The organism is Leptospira noguchii serovar Panama str. CZ214 (genome assembly GCF_000306255.2).
Classification (GTDB): domain Bacteria; phylum Spirochaetota; class Leptospiria; order Leptospirales; family Leptospiraceae; genus Leptospira; species Leptospira noguchii.
On record NZ_AKWY02000020.1, the window covers coordinates 127,963 to 152,621 of the forward strand.

Here is a 24,659-nt window from a genome sequence, read left to right on the forward strand (position 1 = left end):
AAAATTAGAGAACAACAAACATGGCCGATCAAAAGCTATTTACCGACTTCCCTCCCATAGATCGGGAAGCCTGGATTGCACTCATCCAAAAAGATCTCAAGGGCGCAGACTTTGAGAAAAAGTTAGTTTGGGAAACCGCGGAAGGATTTAAAATCCAACCAATATATACCAAAGACGATATTGTAGACAAACAGTGGCTGACTTCCAATCTTCCGGGAACCTTTCCTTTTGCAAGATCCACTCGCAAACTCGTTTCCGACTGGAGTATTCGCCAAAACTTCGATTCGTCGAGCATCGCCGAAGCCAACCAACTAGCAAAAGAAGCAGCGTCTAACGGAGTCACTGCGATCGGATTTATCATCGAAAACAAAACTTCTCCTCAAAAAGGAATTCCGGTAAATTCTTCCAAGGACTTAGAAGCGTTGATCCAAGGGCTTCCTTTTGATCAAGTGACGTTACACTTCATTGCAGAAGAACGTTCTCCGGAAATTTTTTCTTGGCTTCCAAAAAATAAGATTCTCGTAGGCGGACTCGGATACGATCCATTTCGAATTCTACTAAAACATGGAAGATCCGGAAAACATTCTATTGCAGCATTAAAAGAAATTTTAGGAACATTTGCATCTTCTTGGCCGCATTACAGAGGTTTGTCGGTAACTTCCTCCACATTCCGAGATGCAGGCTCCACGATCTCCGAAGAACTTGCGTTTACGTTATCTGCTGCTTGCGAATATGTGCAACAGCTTCGAGAAACGGGGATGTCTGTGGACACGATCGCTTCCCAGTTGATGTTTGAATTTTCCATCGGCCCGGATTACTTTTTGGAAATTGCAAAGTTCCGCGCGGCGAGAATTCTTTGGGCCGAAATCATAAAAGAGTTCGGACCTAAGGAAGAATCTTCTTCACATGCATTCTTAAGCGCGCAGACATGTCGTTACAACTATAGCGCTTATGATCCGAACGTGAATATGCTTCGTGCAACCACCGAAGCGATGTCCGCTGCAATCGGAGGTTGTGAAGTAATCAGCGTTTCTTCTTACGACAGCATTTTGAAAACGGGAGATTCTTTTTCTCTGCGAATCGCGCGCAATATTCAACTTTTGATGAAACACGAGTCGCACGTGGACAAGGTTGTAGATCCTTCCGCGGGTTCGTATTATCTCGAATCTCTTACCGATTCGATCACCAAAAAGGCTTGGGAAATTTTTTGTGAGATCGAATCCGCAGGCGGATTTTTGGAAGCTGTTCAAAAAGGAATCATTCAAAAAAAGATTTCCGAATCCAGAAAGAAAAAAGAGGAGAATCTTGCAAATCGTAAAGAGATTCTTCTTGGAACCAATCAATTCCCGAACGGAGAAGATCGTGTTGTCGAACTCAACCAAAATAAAACGTTAGGCGACATCGAAAGCGTCGCGGGTGAAATCACTTGCGAAAAAATTTCAGAGTTCCGCGCCGGAGCCGGAATCGAAGAGATTCGTCTAAAAACCGAAGCGTTCACAAAAAAATCGGGTAAAACTCCTACCGTTCTTCTTTTGCCGATGGGGGATCTCAAAATGAAAAAAGCAAGAGCCATTTTCTCTCAAAACTTTTTGGCCTGCGCTGGTTATAAAGTAGTAGATCCAGGAAGTTATGCGACACCGGTAGAAGCACTACAAGGTTTAAAAGAAACAAACGCAGATATCGTGGTTTTCTGTACTAGTGACGAGGAAGTTTCCGGTTTTGTAAATTCTACTTTCGGAATATTTAAAAAACAAAATCCAAATTTGATCGGAATCGTAGCTGGAAATCCGACAGAACAAATCGACTCTCTTAAATCCAATGGAATTGAATTTTTTATCCACGTTAAATCTCAACATTTAGAAACTCTGAAACTGATTCAGAAAAGGCTGGACATCCAATGAAACGCCCTAGTTTTGATCGCCAACGTTATGCACCACAGGAAAACGGAAAGGTTTCCAAATCTGATTGGGAAAAATCTGCCTTAGGAGATTTAGGTTTAAGTTCAATCGAACAAGCTCTTTGGAATACTCCCGAAAAAATTCCGGTCAAACCGGTTTATACCGCAGAAGACCTCGCGGGAATGGAACACCTAGACTTCGTAGCTGGAATTCCTCCTTATTTACGTGGACCGTATTCCACAATGTATGTTCAACAACCTTGGACCATTCGTCAATATGCCGGTTTCTCCACAGCTGAAGAATCGAATGCATTCTATCGTAGAAACTTAGCCGCAGGACAAAAGGGTCTTTCCGTCGCTTTCGATTTAGCGACTCACAGAGGTTACGATTCCGATCACGAACGTGTAGTCGGAGACGTGGGCAAGGCAGGAGTTGCGATCGATTCGATTCTCGACATGAAAATTCTTTTTGATCAAATTCCATTAGATCAAATGTCTGTTTCGATGACGATGAATGGAGCTGTGATTCCTATATTAGCTTTTTATATTGTAGCCGCGGAAGAGCAAGGTGTAAGCGCGGACAAACTTTCAGGCACAATTCAAAACGATATTCTAAAAGAGTTCATGGTGCGGAATACATACATCTATCCGCCCGCTCCTTCGATGAAAATCATCGCCGATATTTTCAAATACACTTCGGACTTTATGCCTAAGTTCAACTCGATTTCGATTTCGGGTTATCACATGCAGGAAGCGGGAGCAACAGCCGACATAGAACTCGCCTACACTCTCGCAGACGGTCTCGAATATCTCAGAACCGGAATCAAAGCAGGAATGGACGTGGACACGTTCGCGCCTCGTTTGTCTTTTTTTTGGGCGATCGGAATGAATCACTTTATGGAAATTGCGAAGATGCGCGCCGGTCGTCTTCTTTGGGCCAAACTCGTAAAACAATTCAATCCTAAGAATTTAAAATCTCTCGCGCTCCGAACACACTGTCAGACTTCGGGTTGGAGTTTGACCGAACAAGATCCGTTCAACAACGTAGCAAGAACTTGTATCGAAGCATTAGCCGCCGCGTTGGGTCACACGCAGTCACTTCACACGAACGCACTCGACGAAGCGATCGCTCTTCCTACGGACTTTTCCGCGAGAATTGCAAGAAACACTCAGATCTTTTTGCAGGAAGAAACGAACATTCATCGTGTCGTAGATCCTTGGGGCGGTTCTTATTACGTGGAAGCGCTGACTCATTCTCTCGCGCACCGCGCCTGGGAACTCATCGAAGAGGTAGAAAAGTTAGGCGGAATCGCAAAGGCAATTGAAACTGGAATTCCTAAAATGAGAATCGAAGAAGCCGCAGCCCGCAAACAGGCAAAGATCGATTCCGGCAGAGACGTCATCGTAGGGGTCAATCGATACAAGGCCGTCGAAGAAAAACCATTAGACATATTAGATATCGATAATACTGCAGTTCGCGAATCTCAGATCCGCAGACTTCAGGAGTTAAAGAAAAATCGAAACAGCTCAGACGTAAACTCCGCGCTCGAAGCGATTACAAAATGTGCCGCAGGAGGAGAAGGAAACCTACTCGCTCTTGCAGTGGACGCCGCTCGTAAACGCGCGACTCTCGGCGAAATTTCATACGCTATGGAAAAAGTATTTGGAAGATACCAAGCAACGATTCGTTCTATTTCGGGAGTTTATTCTTCCGAGATCGAGGACGATCCCGATTTTAAAAGAGCCAAAGAACTTTCGGACAAATTTGCGACTCTCGAAGGACGTCGTCCTAGAATTATGATCGCTAAAATGGGACAAGATGGACATGACCGAGGTGCGAAAGTAATTTCTACAAGTTTTGCGGACATGGGATTTGACGTAGATATAGGACCTCTCTTTCAAACTCCCGGAGAAGCAGCAAAACAAGCCGTAGAAAACGACGTACATATTTTAGGGGTTTCTAGTTTGGCCGCGGGACACAAAACACTCGTGCCTCAAGTTATTGCAGAACTAAAAAAATTAGGAAGAGAAGATATTATGGTCATTGCCGGTGGAGTAATTCCACAACAAGATTATGATATTCTTTACAAGTCGGGGGTCACCGGAATTTTCGGACCTGGAACTAAAATTTCCAAGGCGGCCGCAGATATTGTAAAACTTCTCATTCAAGATTTAGAAAACTTGAAAACAAAAGTTTAAGGAAGGAACAGATTTGAGCGATGGAGAAAAATCCGGGATTCCTCCTGAAAGCGCAATACGCCAGCAACCCGGAAGAGTGAATAGAGCGCTTCCTTCTCAGGAAGAATTTTTACAGGGAATTTTTTCCGGAGACAGAGTGATACTTGCCAGAGCAATTACACTCGTCGAAAGTGCGCGTGCCGATCATAAAGAACTTGCAGAAAATATTATAAACGCTTGCCTCCCCCATTCCGGTAAATCAATCCGAATCGGAATTACAGGAATTCCAGGTGTAGGTAAAAGTACATTTATCGAATCCTTCGGAATGCACGTAATCTCTCAAGGAAAAAAATTAGCAGTGCTTACAATCGATCCCTCCAGTCAAATTTCAGGAGGAAGTATTCTCGGAGACAAAACGAGAATGTCGGAACTTTCCAGAAACGAATCCGCTTTTATCCGACCTTCTCCTTCCAGAGATTCTTTAGGAGGTGTTGCGCGTAAAACGAGAGAAACGATCTATCTCTGCGAAGCCGCGGGTTTTGATACGATCTTTGTGGAAACCGTAGGAGTCGGACAATCCGAAACCGCGGTTCATTCTATGGTGGATTTGTTTTTATTATTACTGATTGCAGGCGCAGGGGACGAACTACAAGGAATCAAACGAGGAATTATGGAAATGGCAGATTTATTTGCCATTACAAAAGCAGACGGAGACAACACAACAAAAGCAGAACGAACTAAAATTGAAACACAATCCGCAATTCATTTTTTTCCAAAAAATGAAAACGGATGGATTCCGAAAGTTCTTTCGTGTTCTTCTCTTTCGGGGAAAGGAATTTCTGAAATCTGGAACCAAATATTAGAATATGAGAAAGTTTTAAAGTTAAATGGTCACTTCGAAATTCGCAGAACCAATCAATCTAAATATTGGTTAGAGGAGACCGTGTCCGAACATCTGATGGGAGATTTTTATACTAAAATGAAAGATCTTTATTTAGATATGGAATCCAAGGTAAGCGAACATAAAATCAGTTCTTTTCAAGCCGCTGAAAAATTGATCCAAGAATATAGAAAGCGAATTCGGTGAAGGCTTTTTGTATCAAACAATTGAAAAACAGGTTTTAGATTATTATGAAATTCTTTACCGGCATCGGGCTTTCTCTTCTACAACTTCTTATTCTGTTTTTAGGGAATTGTAAAACAGTTGCGGAGATTCCGATCAATCTCAATGCTCCCGATTCTGATTCGAAGGGTTATTTGTATTCGTATAACGCTGATAAGTCCCCTGCTCCAATCATCGAATTTGATCTTCGGGAATACTTTCCTCTTGAAGCCAAAAAAGCGGGTAGATTGAATCAAATCGTAGTAGTGAAAGTCCAAATCGACGAGGAAGGAAACTTACGAAGTGCAAAGATCGCCTCCGAAAAAATTGGTTTTGGATTTGACGAGGCAGCTATAAAAATAGTCGAAAAGGTGCGTTGGAAACCAGGCATCTTAAACGGAAAACCCGTTAAGACCCATCACAGGGTTCCGATCCATTTTAAACTTGAATAAAACAGATTTATTGGACCAAATAGAAACTACAAAAGTTCCGCATAAACCCGCCAAATTTAAATCAGTTTTCTATTTTATTTTTTCTCGATTTGGAAACTTTTTTTCTATGAGATTGTCATTCCTTTCTGAAAATGAGATATCGTGAAAGTTTTTCAAATTCTCATCTTATTTTTTGTTTCGTTCATCATTCTTGATTGTGCAACTTCCTCAGCAGGAATTGCAACGAGTAATATTCCAGTAACAGACCGTAAATACAAAGTCATTGGTCCCGTAGAAGGACATAAAACTTGGAATACAATAGACATAGCCATTGTAGGATTTCCACTTTCCGAACCACCAATCGATAAGTTAGTCACTTTTATGTTGACCGAAAAAGAAGCGGACGCTCTGATCAATATCCGTTATTGGACCGACAAATATATATTATTATTCGTTACGGTTAATAGGCTACATATCAACGCGGAAGCGATCAAATTTGAGGACCAGCCCAATGATCAAAGCGGTAAAAAAAGAAAATAACAAAGTTGCATTACTTCTTTCTCAAGAAGAACAGTCCATTACAAAATCTGCAGGTTGTTTAGATCGAGAAATTAAATTATTAAAAATGTTACAATTATCTGTAAAATTGGCCGCTCAACTTGATTTTACATGGAAGAAGTTTCATAAATCCAAAAGACTTTTCTCTATTAAAAAATTATACTCTTCGCAAATAGAATTCATTTGAAAATTACAGTAAAAGTTTCTTCTTTCAAATTCTTTGAACTTATGAACAAAGTTATGATCAAATCCATAGTCTCTAAGTGTTCCCCCTTGCACCATTACTCTTTTCTACTTTGGTTTTTGCTCATTTTATTTTTTTCTGTTTTTGGAAATTGTATGGGAGCCACCTTATTTGAACCAGGCGGGAGGGTTCGTGCGCCCGCTCTTTACGATTCCGCTACTATCATTCGAACTTCCACATACGACCTTTTAGAAGATTCGGAAGGAGAATCTTCTACGTTTTTTATCTTAGGAATGATTCCGATCACAAACCCGATTAGCATCGATTATGCGATCAGCCAGGCGGTTCAAAAAGTTCCAGGAGGAAGAGGTATAGTAAACATAAAAGTTTGGCACGAAACACACGTTATGTTTCCTTTAGGAACTGTTTCCGTTTTGAAAGTGAAAGGAAAAGTAATTGGAAATAAGGAAGAATCCGAAAGATTAAAACTGGAAGAACAACTTAAAAAAGAAGCTGAATCGAAGTCTCCCACACAAGATGAAAAACAAAATTCAAATCCTTCTTCAGGAGGAATCTCCGTAGGCGGAGGAAAACGTCCATCCGATTCAGGAGGGATTTCAGTGGATGGGAAAAAGAAGGACTAGTATGTTCAAATATTCTTTAGAATTTGCCCTAAATTCTGAAAAAACAATATTCCAATTCTTTAATTCTTTTTTTGCAAAAAAGAATTCCATACAAAAACGAAAACATTTTCTTTTTGGATTTGTTTATACATTAATCCTACTATCGTTTTCTCAAAATTGTGTGAGACCGGAAGTGGTTTCTGCAAGCGATTCCCAAAGTCAAATTTATGCGGCGGCCAATTATTTAAGCAATAAATGCGGGACTCCAATTCCAGTTCCAATGCCAATTGTTGTAGAAGACGTACAACAAAGAAATTTAGACTTATGTACAATTGCGATCACCCGATCAGAATGTCCTTTTGTTTCGTATCCTTTTGCTTGTGTTCTAATTTACGTAGAAGAACCTCTCGGCGAAATTCCTTGGTATATAAACTTCCAAGAAGTATTCGTAAAAACTAAAATACAATAAGGCAAACGATGAAAATCATTAGAAACATATGGATCCTTCTTTTCATCCGCCCGACCAAAAAGTTTACAAAGAATGAAAATTTTAAAAAGATATTTCTTAAATTTAGCGAGTTGTTTCTTATAAATTATAATCAAGACAAACAATCTTTAACACCGTTTAGTCGAATTCCTTTTCTATTCCTCATTTTTCTTACAACTCCAATTTTTGCCGAAGTTACCTTTCGTGCTCGTGTCCTTTCCCGTAGTAAAAATTTAGGAGATGCAAACGTTTCAGTGCGAATTTCCGAAACTAAAAAATTCTACCAGACCGATTCGGAAGGTTACTTTCAAGCTGTAGTTCCTTCTCCCGGTACATATACATTTCGTATTTTAAGAGATGTTGGATTTCAAGAAATTCGTCAGGAAATTGGAGAAGGAGAAGAACTTGTAATTTTATATACGGATGAATCTGCAAAATTCAGCGAAAGTATGTCCAAAGGTACGATTAACGTAACCGGAGAAAAAGAAAAACAGCTCATGTCTCGTACGAAGTTGCGTTTTGAAGAAATCAAACGTATGCCTGGAACGTTCGGCGAACCACTTCGTTCTATAGAAACTATTCCTGGAGTCGTTCCAGTTGCCGCGTTTGGAGGAGGCGCTAATAATTATTCTTTTCGTGGTGCCGATCCAAATACAAATCTTTATCTATATGATGATTTACCTATGTTGTATCCATTCCACTTTGATGGATTAACCGCTACAATCAATGGAAACCTAATCAAATCCATGGACGTTTATACAGGAGTTCTTCCAGCAAATTTCAACAACGCTCTCGGAGGGGTCATCGAAATTGAATCACCCGATAAAGTGGAGCGATCCAGTGGAAATTTTTTGACCTCGCTTTGGGCTGCTTCCGCGAACTATCAAACTACGTTTGCCAATGGAAAAGGTTATATACTCGGCGCCGTTAAAGTCGGTTATATCGACAAAACATTTGAAACCTTAGGAACGGTTTCCGGAAGTAGCCTTCTTCCAGAAGGGATACGTCTTCCACGTTACACAGATTCTCAAGTGAAAATGGTTTATAACTTCAACGATCAACATCAGATTTCATTTTATTCCTTAACTGCAAAAGACGATTTTGCCGCCGACCCTCCTGCGAAACGGCAAAACGATCCTACAAAAGATGAATTAGCTGCATTCGCTGGAGGAAATCTTTCCGCGGGGCAAGGGTATCGTACTCAAGCTTTTCGTTATACTTGGAGACCTTCTGAAAAATTCAATAATCGAATCACACTGATTAGTTATGATCCATTTGTAGATTTTAATGTTTCTTTTGGTTCTATCAAAGCAAAACAAAGGGCCAGCGGTGCTTACAACGGAATCAGACAAGACGCATCCTGGGACCCCAATAAACATTTCACTTTGGAATTTGGTTCCGAACTCCGTTTTTTAAATTACAAAACTACCGGAAATACGGTTCAACAAACAGATCCGAATAACCCAGATCCAAATCCTTATGATACCACAAGTCCGGATTTCAAAACTGTTGCGGATACGAACCGAGTACAAAGTAAATATTACAACGCTTATACTACGATGAAAATCAAATTCGGCGGACTGTTAATCGAACCTGGTGCAAGATACGATTATATTCCTTATATTAAAAACGGTGCGCTCGGTCCTAAAACACAAGTGTCTTATAAATTCGAACAAGGTGTACTCAAAGGAACCACTGTGTTCGGTGGTGCAGGAAATCATTTTAATTTTCCATTAGATACTCGATTTTCTGAACAAAGTGGAAACCCTCACTTGAAGTTTCAAAAAGCGTTTAAATACGGCGGTGGAATTGATCATCAAGTCACTTCCGAATGGCAAATTAAAGGAGAAGTTTTTAAACAAGAATTCTCCAATTTAATTGTCACCGATCCTTATATCACGGAAATAATTGGCACTAACCCGGATCAGTACGGCAGGATTACACAACCCTATGTCCTGAACAAACCTCTCACTTATTCTAATAACGGAACCGGGCATTCCAGAGGTTACGAATTAGTAATTCGTAAAACTACAACTCCCGGAAAAAAAGATTGGTTTGGTTGGATTTCTTATACCTGGTCTCAAACATTCAGAAACCCTAATATTTATAAACCAGATGGTGTTATGGCACAAGCCGCCACAGGTCCAGAACAAAGACTGGTCGCACAGACGTTTCCAAACTCTAAGGAAACTTTATACGATTATGATCGTACTCATATTATCAATTTAGTTTTTGGTTGGAGATTCAGTCAGGACTGGCAATTTGGCGCGAGATGGTCTTACTTGACCTCTACACCAATCACTCCGATTGTAGGGGATGACGGTGGAAAATTCAGTAATCCTTCAAACAATCAAACGATTTGGGTACCTATTTCTGGTAACAATCCTTATCTTGCCGAATATACCAATTCAAAACGTCTGAAAGACTATCATAGATTTGACATTCGAATCGACAAATTCTTAAATTACGAATGGGGTTATGTAAATACGTTTTTAGAAATCATCAACGTATATATGAGAGAAAATGTTTCCGGTGAAAATTTTGACGTTACTCGACCTTATTCAGCGACCAATCCAAAACCAAATCCTACATTTGGAACGCTTACTTTACCAGGAGGAGCGATCATTCCTTTCTTTAATATGGGAATCGAGGTGAAGTTTTAATGAAAAAAAATCCATTTAAAGCCATAAAAAAATCAATTCAAAATTTTACTTCTGCTTTGATCTTTTTCTATCTCATTTTAAATTGTAGCCTTCCTAACGAAGACGATAGTTTCAATCGGGATAACGAAAAGAGAGTAATACTCCAGTATTTACTTTTACCTCCCACCGATCCAATCCGATCCTGTATCGACGCTTTACAGGCCGCGCAGATTTGTTTGAACCAAGCCCCCGATCTACCCACTCCACTTTCCGAGGCAACAATTGTAAGTTTATTCAGCGGAGGAGATTCTTCATTAGAATCGTATCAAAGTTATTGTGATAGTTTGATTCATTCTCCCACGTTTGTAAAATATACAAGTAGAGCACAAGCGTGTGTAATGGATTGTAATCGCTCTTATTGGACAAATAAAAATTCTGCGGGAACCTGTGGAGAAGACGGAGGTTCTCAGATTATGGGATTATCAACGGCAACATTTGGATGTACAAAAACATGCACAAGCGTTTCGGGGCTTTGAACGAAATAAATGATTAGAAAACTGAGTGACTTTGACGTCACTTTTAGAAAATAAAGAATATTAGAGGATTTTAGATTATGACAATGTTTTTGGTTGAATACGGCGAGACTTTCATTTTTATAGTTATGCTCGTTGCAAGTATCGTTGCTCTCGCGGTAGGAACTGAAAGGATTTTAATTTTTCGCAGAAGTTTAAAAAATACGGAAGCTATTCTTCCAGTTTTAACTTCTGAAATCAGAAAGGGCGATCTTTCTGGAGTGAAGTCTATCGCTTCCGAAAATCCAGGAAACATATATGCAAAATTTTCTCAATTTTCAGCAGAACACTACGAAGCAGGTCACGAAGCACTTTCAGAATTACAAGAAGGAAAAATCATCGGAGAAAGAGTAGAACTAGAAAATCATCTTCCAATTTTAAACACGTTAGGAAACAACGCTCCATTCATTGGTCTTTTAGGTACTGTTTTAGGTGTGATCAAAGCGTTTTATGGTTTAGGAACTTTAGGAAGTACTGGAGCAGAATTTGTAATGAGAAGCATTTCGACCGCCCTTCTGGCAACCGCAGCCGGTTTAGGTGTTGCCATTCCGGTTGTAATGGCAAATAATTATTTTACTCGTAAACTTAAAGTAATTCAGGCAAATTTAGAAATTCTTTCCAAAGAGTTTCTTGCTAGTCTTTCTCGTAAGAAGTAAACTTAAAAAGCATTATAAAAATCTAATTTTATTTTGTCCAAAAGTTCAAACTAAGTATCCTCTAGGGATAAAAACTGATAAGGAGAACACAAATATGGCAGGCTCTGCTCCCTCCGGCGACGGAGAAGAAATAGGCAATATCAATATCACTCCGATGGTAGACGTGATTTTAGTTCTTCTGGTAATCTTTATGGTAACTGCAAACTTCTTAAAAAAAGAATCCATCAATATCAATCTTCCGAAAGTTGCAGCTGCAGATCCTAACGTGGCTCAGTCGGTTCAAGTAGCTTTGACCAAAGACGGAAAAATTCTTTTAGAAGGATCGGACATATCGATAGAAAGATTGAAGGCACATCTCGAAAGGGATTCTAAAATCAGACCTAATATGCGCCTAACACTTTCCGCCGATTCTTCTCTTCCCTACGGACAAATTGCAGAAACGATGGGAGTAATCCGCAAAGCGGGAGTCACTAAAATCGCGCTTTCGGTAAAACGTTAAGCGAAATAGTCGAGATTACGTATGGTAGTAAACGTTCCCGAAATCAAACAGAGAATTCTAAAATTTGGACTCTTTCGTTTTTGTCTGATCGTTTCTTTTATTTTACATTCTTTGACAATTGGAGCCTATTTCATTGCAACCTATCTTCCGGAGGAGGAAATTTCTTCGGACGGTTTAGATACAAACGTAGAAGTAGATCTAGAAGAAATTCCTCCCGAATTGATCGGTGGGACTACTTCTCCAGCCCCTGTTGAAAAACAGGAATGGGTAGAAGGTTCTAATCAAAACGCAGAAGATCCGATCGATGAAGATCTCAATCCAAATGCTCTTTCTGGAAACGGTACAGATAAAGACGGATACTTATTTTCCTACAACGGAGATAAAACTCCTACTCCAATTATCGATTTTGATCTGAGAGATTTTTTTCCGGCTCAAGCAAAATCCGCAGGAATCGTTTCTAAACAAGTTGTAGTAGTAGTCCAAATCGACGAACACGGAAATTTACAAGGGGCTAAAATCGCTTCGGGCAAGGCCGGATTCGGTTTTGATGAAGCGGCGCTTAAGATCGTAAAACTGGCTCGTTGGAGTCCCGGATACGTACAAGGAAGGCCCACAAAAATGTCTCACCGGGTTCCGATCTCTTTCAATCTAGAAGACTGATTTTAAAAAAACCTAATAATCGAACATAACCTTTAGGAAGTAACAATAATTTAACGTGAGTTCGACGTAAGAAAATTGGGCGAATCGCTCGCAAATTTCATAGTTAAAATGGCTCGCGACCGCGCTTTTCGCTCCAATTCCTTCGGAATTTCCGCTACAATCGCTTTCGCATTTGTTATGCCGAACTCACGTTAATTTATGCCGAATTTTCTATCTCTACGAATCAACTCATAAGTTCAGTTTTCTTTGATCTTTCCAATTTCCTAATACTAAACTCGATCTAATTTAAAAAATTAAAATATTCCGATTTTTTAAAATACAAGAAACCTATATCAAATGGATTTACTTCGGATTTTACAAAAGTCATTATTTTCTCTTACAAACAATTTTTGTTGTTTCGAAAAATTCTATTCTGTATGTATTCGATTTCAAAAAGATTAAAGTAAAATACGGAATCGTTTGACTAAAGTCCTTTCCCGATTCAGATTGATTTAAAAGCGATCTACCGATGAAATTCGAAAAGAACAAAATTTATGATGGAATCTTTCTTTCGGATGTTCACTATCTTCTAGACAAAAAAATAAAATCTCACAAACACAAAGAACTTTTTCAATTTTTAGATTATTTAAATCAGAAAAACATCCGTTTTAAGAACATTTATCTGGTGGGAGATATTATAGAAAATTGGTTTTTCAGCGCTTCTCGTAAATTTAAAAGAAGCAAGAAAAAATTCAATAAACTTTTCGACAGGTTAGACACCTTATCCGTGTTTGGCGGAAATAAAATTTACGTAGTTGGAAATCACGATTCTACTTCTTATTTAATGAATCTACCTCCTAAAATCGAAAAATATCTTAGAGAAAGAAACTGGAACATATGTGAAAAAGCGGAAAATGATCTACTGATTGCCATTCATGGACACCAAGGACAGTATAATCATTTTACATGGATTGGTTCCATTTTTACATTACGCTTTCTGCATATAATTGCACTACTTATTCCAAGCCTTTTTCGTTTTTCAGAAGCTTTTTACCAAAAACATTTAAACAGACAAGACCCAAATACAACGGAAGAAATTTTAGGATACTACAAGCGACTTTCGAAAATCACACACCAAGGAAATCGTGTTTTAATTTCCGGACATACCCATGATTTCCTTTGTATCTCTCATCTAAAGATCATCAATACGGGCGATTGGGTAAAAAGTAATAGTTTTGTTATACAGGATGGTTCTCGTTTTATCGGAGCCAAAATGAATAAACGGGGAGAATTTTCTAAAGAATTCGTCTACAAACACAAATAAGAATCTTTAACTCCTGTAAAAATATTTCTTGCGAAACACTTTCCAAAGGTGCAGAATTGCCGGATGCAAAATTCTATGATCTTGCAATTTATTTCGGAACATCCTTGGTATTCCTTGTTTTATACAATTGGAGCTTACCTTTTTTTTGCGCTTCTACACGACATCTTTCAAAGAAGACATACAATTAAACATAACTTCCCTCTCGTGGGTAGAATCAGATATATATTCGAAACGATCGGCCCCGAACTTAGGCAATATTGGGTTGCAAATGATAAGGAGGAAATGCCTTTCAATCGAGCGGAACGTTCTTGGGTTTATGCGACTGCAAAAAAACAGAATAATAACTTTGGATTTGGAACGACCGAACTTTTATACGAAGCGGGTTACCCAATTATTAAACACAGCGCGTTTCCTTTTCCGGAATCGAAAGTAAAACATCTTAAAAACGATACTTCTATGATTCCTTGTCTTAAGGTTATCGGTGAATTTCATAACCGTAAAAAACCGTTTCGTCCTCCTTCCGTCGTAAACATTTCCGCTATGTCCTACGGATCTCTTGGAAAAAACGCAGTCTCTGCTCTTAACAAAGGAGCCATGATGGCTCATTGTTATCAAAATACAGGAGAAGGTGGAGTTAGCCCCTATCACAAGTTAGGTGGAGACATCGTTTGGCAAATCGGGACTGGGTATTTTGGAGCAAGAGACGAAAAAGGAAATTTTTCTTTAGAAGTATTCGGCCAGAAAATTCAAGAAAATTCTCAAATAAGGATGATAGAAATCAAACTTTCCCAAGGCGCCAAACCGGGTAAAGGTGGAATTCTTCCCGGGAAAAAAGTCACAAAACAGATTGCTAGTATTCGAGGAGTTCCTATAGGAAAAGATTGTGTTTCACCTAACGCACATTCTGAGTTTGGAAACGTAAACGAATTGATCGAATTTATCGAAAGACTTCATTCCGCAAGTGGCCTTCCGGTCGGGGTTAAAAGCGCCATTGGTGAAATCCACTTCTGGAACGAGCTCGCCGAAAGAATGAAACAAACCAACAAAGGTCCCGACTTTATCACTATAGACGGAGGAGAAGGTGGAACCGGAGCGGCACCTCTCGCTTTTGCGGATCACGTTTCTCTTCCTTTTAAGGTGGGTTTTGCAAGAGTCTATCAGATCTTTCAAAAGGAGAAACTTTCGGAAAGAATGGCCTGGATAGGAAGTGGTAAATTAGGATTTCCTGATAGAGCTATCGTAGCCTTTGCCATGGGTTGTGACTTGATCAACGTCGCAAGGGAAGCGATGATGTCCATTGGTTGTATTCAAGCGCAACGTTGTCATACGGATCACTGTCCGGCAGGAGTTGCCACTCAGAATCGTTGGTTACAAGCCGGTTTAGACATTGATCTCAAAGCGGAACGAAACGCAAATTATATCAAAGGACTCAGAAAAGAAGTCCTCTCAGTTACACACGCAGCCGGATACGAACATCCACTTCAATTTAGAGGAAGCGATATTGAAATTAGTGCGGGACTCAATATTTTCAAAACCTTAGAAACGATTTTAGGTTATGAAAGAGACCACGTTCATTTTACGAAAATGTTAGATTATACAGATCACACTTATTTGGAAGAATATATGCAAGGCACCAGCAAACAAGAACATCCTAAAATTGTATAAACTCCGAATTTTAAAAATTAAATTATCAATCGGGACTATGATATAATTTTGTAGAAAAATAATTAAAAGCCTCAGTTTTAAAAAAGACCTCAGTGCTATTTAAAACTTAAAATGAATTCAAATTTCTTTTCCTCTTGCCACATTGATTTCTAGAAAAAACCTGTGTGAAATAAACCTATGTCCAAGTTTTCGTTTTCTTTTACAAACACAATTGAAGAAGCCAGAGACGTTTTGATAAAACCAGCTTCCTATTTTAAAAATCTTTCTAAAACTTCTGAAGAATCTCTAATCTCTTTATACCTTCGTTGTTTAGTATATATGGGATTTTTATACGTAGTCGCTGTCATCGGAATGACACTGTTTGCTCCAAAAGAATTTTTAAATCCTCCTTCAACTTTGTTATTTTTAGAAATGCCCGCGGCATATTTAATTTCTAGTATTATTGTTTTTCCTATTTTAGGTTTTATTTATATGTTTTTTTCTTGGATCTGTGGAGGAAATACGGACTGGAAAAAAAACTTTAGGGCTAGTACCGCAATCTTTAGTACATTCTGGGCTGCATTATTTTTTCAAAGTTTTGGAGGATACGTTCACTTTTATCTTGGGCTTGGAATTGGAATTATTTTTACTGCATACATTCCTTTTTTATTTTATTTGGCTCTTACCTCTTATCTGCAAGCGCCAATCAAAAGAACTATGGTGGTCCTTTCGGGGTTTGCACTTGTTCTATTGTATCTTCAATATTCTAAAATGGATTCGTACATAAAAGACCACAAGATTAGAGAGGATATCAATTTTCATAAACCACTTACAAAAGAAGAAAAACCGCAAATAAAACCAGAAGCAGTTGAAAAAATTATTCGAGAAGCAATGGAAAAAGCAAAAACAACAAAGGAATGATTCATGGCGAGAATTCAATTAGAACTTCCAAATCAATTTATCTGGTCCGTAGATTTAGACGTAAGAATCTACGACGTCAACTTTGCCGATCATCTTGCCCACGACAGAGTAATCTCTTTACTTCACGAAGCAAGAGCTAGATTCTTTCTAGAACATAACTACAACGAACTCAACGTAGAAGGACTAGGAATCATCATGACAGACATTGCGGTCGTTTATAAAGCAGAAGCATTTTTTCGAGATAAAGTACGAGTAGAGATTACCGCCGGAGATTTCAATCCAAAAGGTTGCGACATTTTCTATAGAATGACTCACGCAGACGGGCCTGCCAACGGCAAAGTAATTTGTGAAGCTAAGACCGGAATTGTATTTATGGATTATACAACTCGAAAGTTAAGCGCTCTTCCAAATGGATTTAGAAAGATTTTTCCTTAAGGAAATCGAACTAAAAATATTTCTACTGTAACGACTCTAGTAACTTATAATTTAGACGTTAAGAAAGTATCTTGTTATTAAAACGATCGTTTGCCCCGTCTATAAATAAGAGAGTGATAGTATTTTTACATTTTATGTCGGGAGCTTTTGGGGAATCTCCTATACATCAAAAGCCCTCGGAAAAAACTGGCTTATTAGCTATACTTGAGGGTTTTTCTATGAAACGCACCGAACTGGAAAGAAGAGAAAGAGATCTCCGCAAAGCAGAAAAAAAGGTTCAGCTTCAAGAAAAGAGGTTAGCCTCCGGCAAGGGAAGTAGTGTTGGAGTTTATATCGACGAACTTTCGGCGCTTTTTCGTTATGACGCTACGGAAATCTTCAATACGGGAGACGACATTGCAGTTTTAGAACTCTTAGAAGATATCCAAGCAAATCTTCCTGCAAAACAATGGGAAAACGTACTTCGCAAAGCCATCAAAAAAACCGGAGTTCAGGAAAAAGAAAAAGCATATAATGAACTTAAAGAATTGATGAACGAAGAAACGGAGGAAGAAATCGAGGTTTAATCCCGATTTCTTCTTTTATAAACACTTTACTCGCTTGTAATTTCATAAAATCGACATATTATACTTTTTTGCAATCATACCTTTTTTTTAAACCATCGGAACAAAATAAAATTTTTTAATTTTTAAAGCGACTTCATTTTTCTACTTTTCACTTCAACCATTTTCGCTTACTCTACAAACTTATTTAAAACCTCGAACGATAGAGATAATGAATCTACCACCTCTACATGAAAACATGGAACTCGTCTGGTCCACTTTCGCTTTTTATTCTGGTTTTTCTTTTATCGTTTTTGGAATCAACTCACTGATAGCTTATAAAAATCGAAGGATTCAAGGGAGTAAGGAATTTCTACTTGTCGTCACCGGACTTGCCTTGTACTCATTTGGAAGTTTTTTTGAAATCGTTTCAAGAAACGAAAGATGGATTCTTTTTTGGGACGATTTTCAATTTATCGGAAGAGACATTACCATAATTGGCATTTCTCTTTTAATTCTCAGACTCACTTTTGTCTACCGACTCTCCTTAATCTTTTTTATTCTACTATTTCCAATTTTGAACGAAATTATCATCTGGTCCGGATACAAATCAGAATTAATGCGTAAAAACATTCAATTTCTTGCAAATACTTCCTGGAAAATTCTCATATACGATTTCGGTTCTTGGATGAAATTTTCAGTTTCTTATTATTTTTTGATTCAAACAATCGTCATAACGATTCTAATCTGGAAATTTTTAACTTTTAACGGTTTTAAAAGAGCACAAATGTTTATGCTTTTAATTGGAATTTTATTTCCATTTTTAGGAGGACTGATGACGGTCACGGGTCTTTTTCCGTTCATCAACCCTCATCTGGACGTATTCCCGATTACCGGTTGTATAACCTCTCTAGTTTGGGCATACGGAATTTTTTATTTTAAGATGATGGATTTGATTCCTGTCGCAAGGGATAAAGTTTTTAATCTTATCCAAGATGGAATTCTAATATTAGACAAAAATAATTTGATTTTAGATTACAATGAGGCATCTGTTGTATTATTCCTAAACAAACTTAATTTTACAGGTGTCACTCTAAAAGAAATTTATCCGGAGTTGAATCACCTGATCGAAAAATACAAATTAAAGGAAATCAATTCCATTCCAGATCTTAGGCTTTTTATGAATGGAGAACTTAGGTACTACGAGGTGGTCCTTAAAAATTTCTCCAATCGACCTACACCAAGTGACTTCTGGATACTCACTTTAAGAAATATCACCGAACGTAAATTAGGTGAGGTGAGAGCAATCGAAGAAAAAAACTTTTTGAATATGATTTTAGATTCTACTCGGGTACTTTTTTTAGCGCTCGACAAAGAAGGAAGAATTCTCAGGTTCAACAAAGCTTGTGAAAACGCATTCGGTTATCGTTTTGAAGAAGTTCACGGACATACTTTTTGGGAAATTTTTGTTGAACCTAAAAAAAGAGAACTCATTAAGAAAAAATATTTCAAAATGATTCGAGGCAATTTTATTCCTAAAGTCCAGGAACAATGGATCGATAAATTCAAAGAGCGTAAAGTGATTCTATGGGAGAACAGGGAGATCAAGGACGATCATTCTAATACGAACTATATCATTTCTGCAGGCGCAGATCTAACCGACGTCTATAACGCAGAAAATGAAATTGCAAATTTAAAATCCGCAAACGAAGAAATCACTAAAAAGAATCAGATGATTGAAGACCAAAAAAAAGAATTGGAAAAAATCATCGAAACCCTTAAAAAAACCCAAGCCCAACTCGTTCAAACCGCAAAACTCGCCGATCTAGGTCAACTTGTTTCCGGAATCGCACACGAAATCAACAATCCATTAGGTGCAATCCAAGCCTCAAATCAAAACATTCAATACTATACGAAATCTTTTCGAGAGAAATCAAAAGACTACTTTCAACTTTTAAGAAAACTTCCTGAAAAAATCAGAAGCCAAATCATAAATATTATAGAAATCGCGGGGCAACATTCCGATTTAATTTTGGGTATTGAAAGAAGAAAACGAATCAAAGAAATTCGAACAAATCTGGAAAATCTAGGATTCGTTTCCCCTCCCAACGAACTCTGTGAAGCCGCGTTCGAATGTGGTCTTTATGGAAAAGAAAAAGAATATATAAATCTCCTAAAACACAAAGAAGCCATTTCCATTTTAGAATTGATCACTAATCTTTTAGGGCCGGAAAGAAACTCCCAAACAATTCAAACCGCGGTGGAAAGATCCTCTAAAATTTTATACGCTTTAAAAAGTTTTGCACATTTTGACAATAACAGCGTTTTAGAAGATTCTAATTTACGCGAAAATATAGAAACCGTTTTAACACTCTATCAAAATTTGTTCCGTCATGGTGTTGAACTTTCAGTAGAATTTGAAGACCTGCCTCCCGTTCCTATTTATCGGGACGATCTCTTACATCTTTGGACCAATTTAATCATGAACGCTGTACAAGCAATGACCTACTCCGGTAAACTAAAAATCCGCGGATATAAAGAGGATAACTTTGCAGTTATCTCAGTAGAAGACTCAGGACCAGGTATTCCGGAAGGGATCCGAGACAAAATTTTTAATCCTTTTTTTACCACAAAACCACCGGGGGAAGGAAGCGGTCTCGGTCTGGACATTTGCCTCAAAGTAGTGGAAAAACACAATGGCACCATCTCATTCGACTCCATTCCCGGCAGAACCGTGTTTAAGGTAGGAATTCCATTAAAAAATAATAATATATAAATATTATAAAATTCCTTTACGTGGAAGCAGCTTAATTTCATCCGGATATACTGCATCCGATAAAATAGACAAAGTAGCAAGCCACTTTCCAAAATCGTCCACTGGAATCATATCGTCCTGATCAAATCCTTCCCTACCCTTCCATATATCCGTATAAACCGCTCCGGGATAAACCGTAATAACTCGAATCCCCTTGGGTTTTAATTCTTCTCGAAGAGCCTTTGCAAAACCTGCAATCGCGTGACGACTAGCGCAGTACGCTGTTGAGTTTGGAAATCCCTGATAACCCGCTGTGGAAGAAAGATAACACAAAAAAGAACCAGATCTTAAAAGTGGAAGAATTTCCTTTGTAAGTAAAAATAGAGAACTTAAGTTGAGAACAAAATGTGCATTCCATTCTTCTAATGCGATTTGTTCCACAGATTTAAAAAGTCCGCTTCCAAAAGTAAAATAGACTCCTCCTAAGTAGGATATTTGCTTTTTTAAAACTCCTACAAATGCAAGAACCTCAGACTGTCTGGAAAGATTACATTGAAAATTCTTTCCGGATTGGAACCTTTCATTTGTTTTCCAAGCTACTCCGGTTCTAGAAACTCCAATTGCGGCCTGATTCAGTAAATTTAAATTTTCTAATACAGATTTTCCAATCCCGGAACCTGCACCAGCTACGAGAATAAGTTTGTTTTCTTGTTCAGAAGACAAAAAATTCTCCATTTAATAAAAAGTAGCTGGGTATATCGGAAATTCGGCAGAAAATACTTCCCGACGATCTTGTTCTGACATATCACTAACAGAAAGTTTTTTAGGCTCTCTCGAATACGAAAAGCTTTTCCAAGATATCATATATTTGAGAATAAAGTCTGTCGCTTCTAGATTTCGATTTGCCTGAACCGTGTCTTTACCCCAAACGGTAATCCCGTGTTTTTCAATAATACAAAACGGAATGTGTGGCTTGTATTTCTTCAGATACTTTTCCAAACAATCGGAAATATCCTGTACATTCGAAAAATTGTATATTATAGGAACATAAACCTTTGGACTTTCCTCCCAAATTCCATATACTTTTAGAATTTCGATTGGTGGGAGTTCAAACAAAGCAATTGGGGCGTTTTTAGAAGTATTTGCACAAATCAGATTTGATTCAAGAGTATGAACGTGTAAACCACAACCGATTCCGTCTAACGCTCGATATATGGCTCTATGAATCGAAGTTTCCGCGCTGGGTTTTAGTCCTTTGATCACCTTGGAATTTTTGGAATCGACTGGTTTACCTGATTCCAAATCTACATAAAGAAAACTATGTTTGTTGAGAAGATTTTTATCCAGTCCACTCCCGCTGACCCAGAATCCAGATTCTTCCGAAATTCGAACGGATAAATTTCCGGCAGTTCCAGGCATCCATCCATTTTTATGGTAGCAGGCCCCCAATACGGAAAGCCTTTCTAATTGTTTTTTGACGGACATATCAGTCCAGGGAATTGGTTTCTTCCACGTAATTCGGCACCCAGCCACTCATATCTTGAAAGTAACGAACCGCTTTGATTCTTTTTTTATCGTCTAGATAAAACCAATGATTTGTATTTCTTGGAACAGAAATAAAGTCGTCTTTATATACGTGAACTAAAAACTTCTCGCCCTTAAATGCAAAACCAAAAACTCCCGATCCATCCACGATGTATCTAACTTCTTCGTCAGTGTGATAGTGAACTTTATCGAACTTTGCAAGCATTTCATTTAGTCCAGAAACGTTCGGATGTAATACGATCAAATCCCTGGATTGATAACCTTCTTTTGTTTTTAGGGTTTCAAATCGATCATCCAGTTTTTTTAATAGTTCTTCCTTTTCGACATCTGCCAAAATTTCTTTATCAGTCAAATCTAATGCGTTAGGCGGAACCCTCCAATGATCGTAGTCGATCCCTCTTTCTTTCAGAAAGGATTTTACTTCGTTTGTTTCCTGGATTGGTGTCAGACCGTTTTGCCTTACTATCGTTGCCATAGATAACTCTCCACGAACGTTATTTGTTGACTCTTTCTACGTAGGTAAGATCCCGCAGATCAATTTTAATAACGTCTCCTTGTTTTACGAAAATAGGAACGTTGATTTCTCCGCCGGTTTCTACGGTAACCCTTTTTTGAGCCGTACCAGAAGTGTCTCCTTTCAGACCCTCTTCTGCATAAGTTACTTCTAAAATGGAAAAGTTTGGTGGAATCACTCCGATCGGTTTTCCTTCGTAGAATGTAACTTCCATAGGTGTTTCTTCCTTTAAGAAAGGAAGGATGTCTTCCACATATTCTTTAGACACCGGCATTTGCTCGAAATCGTTAGAGTCCATGAAGATAATATCATCTCCCTCGGTGTAGCAGATGGTCATATTTCTTTTTTCTAACTCGACACTTTCTAATTTCTCTGCAGCTTTGAAAGTGCGTTCGATAGAACTGTTTTTAGTGAGGTTTTTAAGTTTTGTTCTAATAAAAGCAGACCCCTTTCCAGGGTTTACGAACTCGGTTTTAACTACTGAATAAAGATCCCCTTCTACTTTGAGAACCATACCTTTTTTTACTTCTGTGATACCAAGAGTCATGGAATTTCCTAAGAATAATTTACCGCCTTCTATTTCTTTAGAAACGAACCCATTGTCAAGAAAAAGAACCCGTCGAACGACTCGTAGGGAGTGAGACGCTGAGTTTACTCGAGCGACCTAAAACGCTTTCGTAAAAAGCGTTTTGCTGAGTTCGGGGAGTGAGACGCTGAGTTACTCGAGCGCCAATAGAAGCGAGACGCTTTAGTTACTTCGAACGACTCGTAGGGAGTTCATAACCAATCCCACAAGTTGAATAGGATTTTAGAATCAGAATTGAACTCAGTAAAACGCTCTCCTGAATGCCGAGAGGCATTCGCTAAGTTTCTCGGGTCGTGTTTGAAACTCAACACAACGCTCTCTATGAATCGCGTTGTGGGCTCAAAAACACACATTTTTCAAGTGTTCCGACAAGAATGAGTTTTGTTACTTGCAAAAAGTATGTTTTTCTGATAGAGAAAAATCTTCCGAACTTCTCCACCTCCGCCCCCACCCAAAAATTAAGGGTGGGAACTCAGTTTTACAGAGGATTTGTCGTAATTCCCACAGATTTAATATTGAGATCCAAATACTTGTGGGTAAGGTTATGGTAGGGAGCGAGACGCTTTAGTTACTTCGAACGACCCTCTGGATGACAAAACCCTTTCAGTCTTCTAGATCCATTGAGCCCAAAGTATTATATTCCGAGCCGTCTTATGTTCAAGAATACATAACCTATCTATTTTTGAATTCACATTATTGAAGTGTAAACTATATTGGATTAAGTACTTTTTTTGCAAAGTTATTCGATAGTTCAATTCTTCAATTTGTTGATCAGAACTAAAAGCAATAGTTCTATTAAAACTTACTTTTGCAAAATATTGCCGGGATTTGATCTAAAGTCTAACTTACAGATTCTAATGTATGAATTTGTAATAATTCACACTCGAATTGTAATGGACTTTTTTATTACTAAGAACAGTATCCCCGACAACTTCCCACAGGAACGTAAAGTATGAAACTAAAGTTTATAATCCTAGTCACAATCATTCTTATAGGAAATTGTAAACCCAAAGAAACAATCACCGTCACAGGTTCGGAAACGATGCACGTAATGCTTCAGATGATCGGCTTGGAATATACTCGGAAAAAATCCGGGACCCAAGTAGTAGTTCAAGGTGGTGGTTCAATCGAAGGTATCGAAAAACTATTTCAAGGTAAAACCGATATTGCCGCAGCCAGCAGACCACTTACAGAAACGGAACTCAGAGAATTTGATTCCAAAGGTAAGTTTGAATCTCTTACGATCGCCTATGATGGAATTGCTATTATCGTTCATCCGTCCAATCCAATCCGTAAAATCAGTTTGGAAACTGCTTCTAAAATTTTTTCGGGAGAAATTTCAGACTGGTCCAAGGTAGGAGGTAAACCCGGAAAGATAGACGTAATCATTAGAAATGATAAATCAGGAACCGCGGCCTATTTTGAAACACACGTCCTCAAACAGAAAGATTTAGGAAGTAAAAGTTTCGAGATAAGAAAGAATGTAGTATATTCGAAAATGGCTAAGATCGTCGCGAATAACGATTCAATGGCAGTGGAAATTGATTCCAATCCGAACTCGATTGGTTTTATGGGAATGGGTAGCGCTCTTTTTGAAAACAAAGGTAGAGTGCGAGCCTTAGAATATTCTCTTTCGGGTAAAGATCCTTTTGTGGTTCCTAGTATAGAAAACGTGTATAACCGAAAGTATGAACTTTCCAGAGGACTTTATCTATTTTATCTTTCCGATCATGGTCAAAAAATAGACGACTTCATTACGTATGTTACGGGCGAAGAAGGACAGAAGACAATTCTTAAAAGTGGATATTTAAGAGGAACTCTTCCAACCGTGGAAGTAGAAGTCAAAAAGTAGAATCCGGTTCGTAGTTGACTCTCCGAATGATACTAGAATGGTTTTAGTAGAATCAAATTCGGAGTCAATGTTT

General features: G+C 38.4%; 23 protein-coding genes and 1 pseudogene. 19 read left to right on the forward strand and 5 right to left on the reverse strand.

Annotation, left to right across the window (positions count from 1 at the left end; all coding sequences use genetic code 11):
- Positions 1 to 20 precede the first annotated feature (20 nt).
- The 18 genes from LEP1GSC059_RS09275 to LEP1GSC059_RS09365 all read left to right on the forward strand — a co-directional run bounded on the left by LEP1GSC059_RS09275 (position 21) and on the right by LEP1GSC059_RS09365 (position 20,110).
- On the forward strand, positions 21 to 1,901 hold the full coding sequence (locus tag LEP1GSC059_RS09275) for a methylmalonyl-CoA mutase family protein (RefSeq protein ID WP_017213479.1): 1,881 nt from the start codon (positions 21 to 23) through the stop codon (positions 1,899 to 1,901).
- Positions 1,898 to 4,096: a methylmalonyl-CoA mutase gene (scpA, locus tag LEP1GSC059_RS09280; protein WP_017213478.1), complete on the forward strand. Its 2,199-nt coding sequence runs from the start codon at positions 1,898 to 1,900 to the stop codon at positions 4,094 to 4,096. The genes LEP1GSC059_RS09275 and scpA overlap by 4 nt, the downstream gene beginning before the upstream one ends.
- 13 nt (positions 4,097 to 4,109) lie before the next feature.
- Positions 4,110 to 5,162, forward strand: a complete 1,053-nt coding sequence (gene meaB, locus LEP1GSC059_RS09285; protein ID WP_002180074.1) for a methylmalonyl Co-A mutase-associated GTPase MeaB — start codon at positions 4,110 to 4,112, stop codon at positions 5,160 to 5,162.
- Positions 5,163 to 5,206: 44 nt separating this feature from the next.
- On the forward strand, positions 5,207 to 5,629 hold the full coding sequence (locus tag LEP1GSC059_RS09290) for an energy transducer TonB (protein ID WP_017213477.1): 423 nt from the start codon (positions 5,207 to 5,209) through the stop codon (positions 5,627 to 5,629).
- Between the two features lie 141 nt (positions 5,630 to 5,770).
- Positions 5,771 to 6,148 (forward strand): LIC20211 family lipoprotein, encoded by a 378-nt coding sequence (locus LEP1GSC059_RS09295; protein WP_020980674.1) that lies wholly within the window; start codon positions 5,771 to 5,773, stop codon positions 6,146 to 6,148.
- Positions 6,149 to 6,394: 246 nt separating this feature from the next.
- Positions 6,395 to 6,994 (forward strand): hypothetical protein, encoded by a 600-nt coding sequence (locus LEP1GSC059_RS09305; protein WP_420323975.1) that lies wholly within the window; start codon positions 6,395 to 6,397, stop codon positions 6,992 to 6,994.
- Position 6,995: 1 nt separating this feature from the next.
- On the forward strand, positions 6,996 to 7,442 hold the full coding sequence (locus tag LEP1GSC059_RS09310) for a hypothetical protein (RefSeq protein ID WP_036057397.1): 447 nt from the start codon (positions 6,996 to 6,998) through the stop codon (positions 7,440 to 7,442).
- Positions 7,443 to 7,450: 8 nt separating this feature from the next.
- On the forward strand, positions 7,451 to 10,123 hold the full coding sequence (locus LEP1GSC059_RS09315) for a TonB-dependent receptor (RefSeq protein ID WP_017213472.1): 2,673 nt from the start codon (positions 7,451 to 7,453) through the stop codon (positions 10,121 to 10,123).
- Complete coding sequence (locus tag LEP1GSC059_RS09320) at positions 10,123 to 10,638, forward strand: hypothetical protein (protein ID WP_017213471.1); 516 nt, start codon at positions 10,123 to 10,125, stop codon at positions 10,636 to 10,638. The genes LEP1GSC059_RS09315 and LEP1GSC059_RS09320 overlap by 1 nt, the downstream gene beginning before the upstream one ends.
- A gap of 77 nt (positions 10,639 to 10,715) precedes the next feature.
- Complete coding sequence (locus LEP1GSC059_RS09325; protein ID WP_002179917.1) at positions 10,716 to 11,330, forward strand: MotA/TolQ/ExbB proton channel family protein; 615 nt, start codon at positions 10,716 to 10,718, stop codon at positions 11,328 to 11,330.
- Positions 11,331 to 11,424: 94 nt separating this feature from the next.
- The gene (locus LEP1GSC059_RS09330; RefSeq protein WP_000919048.1) at positions 11,425 to 11,829 is read left to right on the forward strand and encodes an ExbD/TolR family protein; all 405 of its coding nucleotides are present in this window, start codon (positions 11,425 to 11,427) and stop codon (positions 11,827 to 11,829) included.
- Between the two features lie 21 nt (positions 11,830 to 11,850).
- The gene (locus LEP1GSC059_RS09335) at positions 11,851 to 12,489 is read left to right on the forward strand and encodes an energy transducer TonB (protein WP_002179839.1); all 639 of its coding nucleotides are present in this window, start codon (positions 11,851 to 11,853) and stop codon (positions 12,487 to 12,489) included.
- 508 nt (positions 12,490 to 12,997) lie between these two features.
- Positions 12,998 to 13,792 (forward strand): UDP-2,3-diacylglucosamine diphosphatase, encoded by a 795-nt coding sequence (locus LEP1GSC059_RS09340; RefSeq protein ID WP_017213467.1) that lies wholly within the window; start codon positions 12,998 to 13,000, stop codon positions 13,790 to 13,792.
- A gap of 63 nt (positions 13,793 to 13,855) precedes the next feature.
- Positions 13,856 to 15,457: an FMN-binding glutamate synthase family protein gene (locus LEP1GSC059_RS09345; RefSeq protein WP_017213466.1), complete on the forward strand. Its 1,602-nt coding sequence runs from the start codon at positions 13,856 to 13,858 to the stop codon at positions 15,455 to 15,457.
- A gap of 177 nt (positions 15,458 to 15,634) precedes the next feature.
- Positions 15,635 to 16,357 carry a Yip1 family protein gene (locus tag LEP1GSC059_RS09350; protein ID WP_020980706.1) on the forward strand — a complete coding sequence of 241 codons (723 nt, stop codon included), beginning with the start codon at positions 15,635 to 15,637 and terminating at the stop codon, positions 16,355 to 16,357.
- Positions 16,358 to 16,360: 3 nt separating this feature from the next.
- Positions 16,361 to 16,792: an acyl-CoA thioesterase gene (locus LEP1GSC059_RS09355; RefSeq protein ID WP_002179942.1), complete on the forward strand. Its 432-nt coding sequence runs from the start codon at positions 16,361 to 16,363 to the stop codon at positions 16,790 to 16,792.
- A 218-nt stretch (positions 16,793 to 17,010) separates the two neighbouring features.
- Positions 17,011 to 17,358, forward strand: a complete 348-nt coding sequence (locus LEP1GSC059_RS09360) for an LB_289 family protein (RefSeq protein WP_002152272.1) — start codon at positions 17,011 to 17,013, stop codon at positions 17,356 to 17,358.
- 235 nt (positions 17,359 to 17,593) lie between these two features.
- Positions 17,594 to 20,110 (forward strand): histidine kinase N-terminal 7TM domain-containing protein, encoded by a 2,517-nt coding sequence (locus tag LEP1GSC059_RS09365; protein WP_002179707.1) that lies wholly within the window; start codon positions 17,594 to 17,596, stop codon positions 20,108 to 20,110.
- 3 nt (positions 20,111 to 20,113) lie between these two features.
- Here LEP1GSC059_RS09365 and LEP1GSC059_RS09370 read toward each other — a convergent pair whose 3' ends face one another.
- From LEP1GSC059_RS09370 to LEP1GSC059_RS24955, 5 genes and pseudogenes are all read right to left on the reverse strand, one after another.
- Positions 20,114 to 20,812 (reverse strand): SDR family NAD(P)-dependent oxidoreductase, encoded by a 699-nt coding sequence (locus tag LEP1GSC059_RS09370; RefSeq protein WP_020980692.1) that lies wholly within the window; start codon positions 20,810 to 20,812, stop codon positions 20,114 to 20,116.
- Positions 20,813 to 20,824: 12 nt separating this feature from the next.
- Positions 20,825 to 21,574, reverse strand: coding sequence for a methylthioribulose 1-phosphate dehydratase (gene mtnB / locus LEP1GSC059_RS09375; protein ID WP_017213464.1), 750 nt, complete (start codon positions 21,572 to 21,574; stop codon positions 20,825 to 20,827).
- A 1-nt stretch (position 21,575) separates the two neighbouring features.
- Positions 21,576 to 22,109: a 1,2-dihydroxy-3-keto-5-methylthiopentene dioxygenase gene (locus LEP1GSC059_RS09380; RefSeq protein WP_002180008.1), complete on the reverse strand. Its 534-nt coding sequence runs from the start codon at positions 22,107 to 22,109 to the stop codon at positions 21,576 to 21,578.
- Positions 22,110 to 22,128: 19 nt separating this feature from the next.
- Positions 22,129 to 22,695, reverse strand: a complete 567-nt coding sequence (gene efp, locus LEP1GSC059_RS09385; protein ID WP_002179882.1) for an elongation factor P — start codon at positions 22,693 to 22,695, stop codon at positions 22,129 to 22,131.
- A gap of 517 nt (positions 22,696 to 23,212) precedes the next feature.
- Positions 23,213 to 23,284: pseudogene (locus LEP1GSC059_RS24955) on the reverse strand (Imm7 family immunity protein); the annotation flags it as partial.
- A 402-nt stretch (positions 23,285 to 23,686) separates the two neighbouring features.
- Here LEP1GSC059_RS24955 and LEP1GSC059_RS09390 point away from each other — a divergent pair.
- Positions 23,687 to 24,586 (forward strand): phosphate ABC transporter substrate-binding protein, encoded by a 900-nt coding sequence (locus LEP1GSC059_RS09390; RefSeq protein WP_002179822.1) that lies wholly within the window; start codon positions 23,687 to 23,689, stop codon positions 24,584 to 24,586.
- Positions 24,587 to 24,659: the final 73 nt, after the last annotated feature.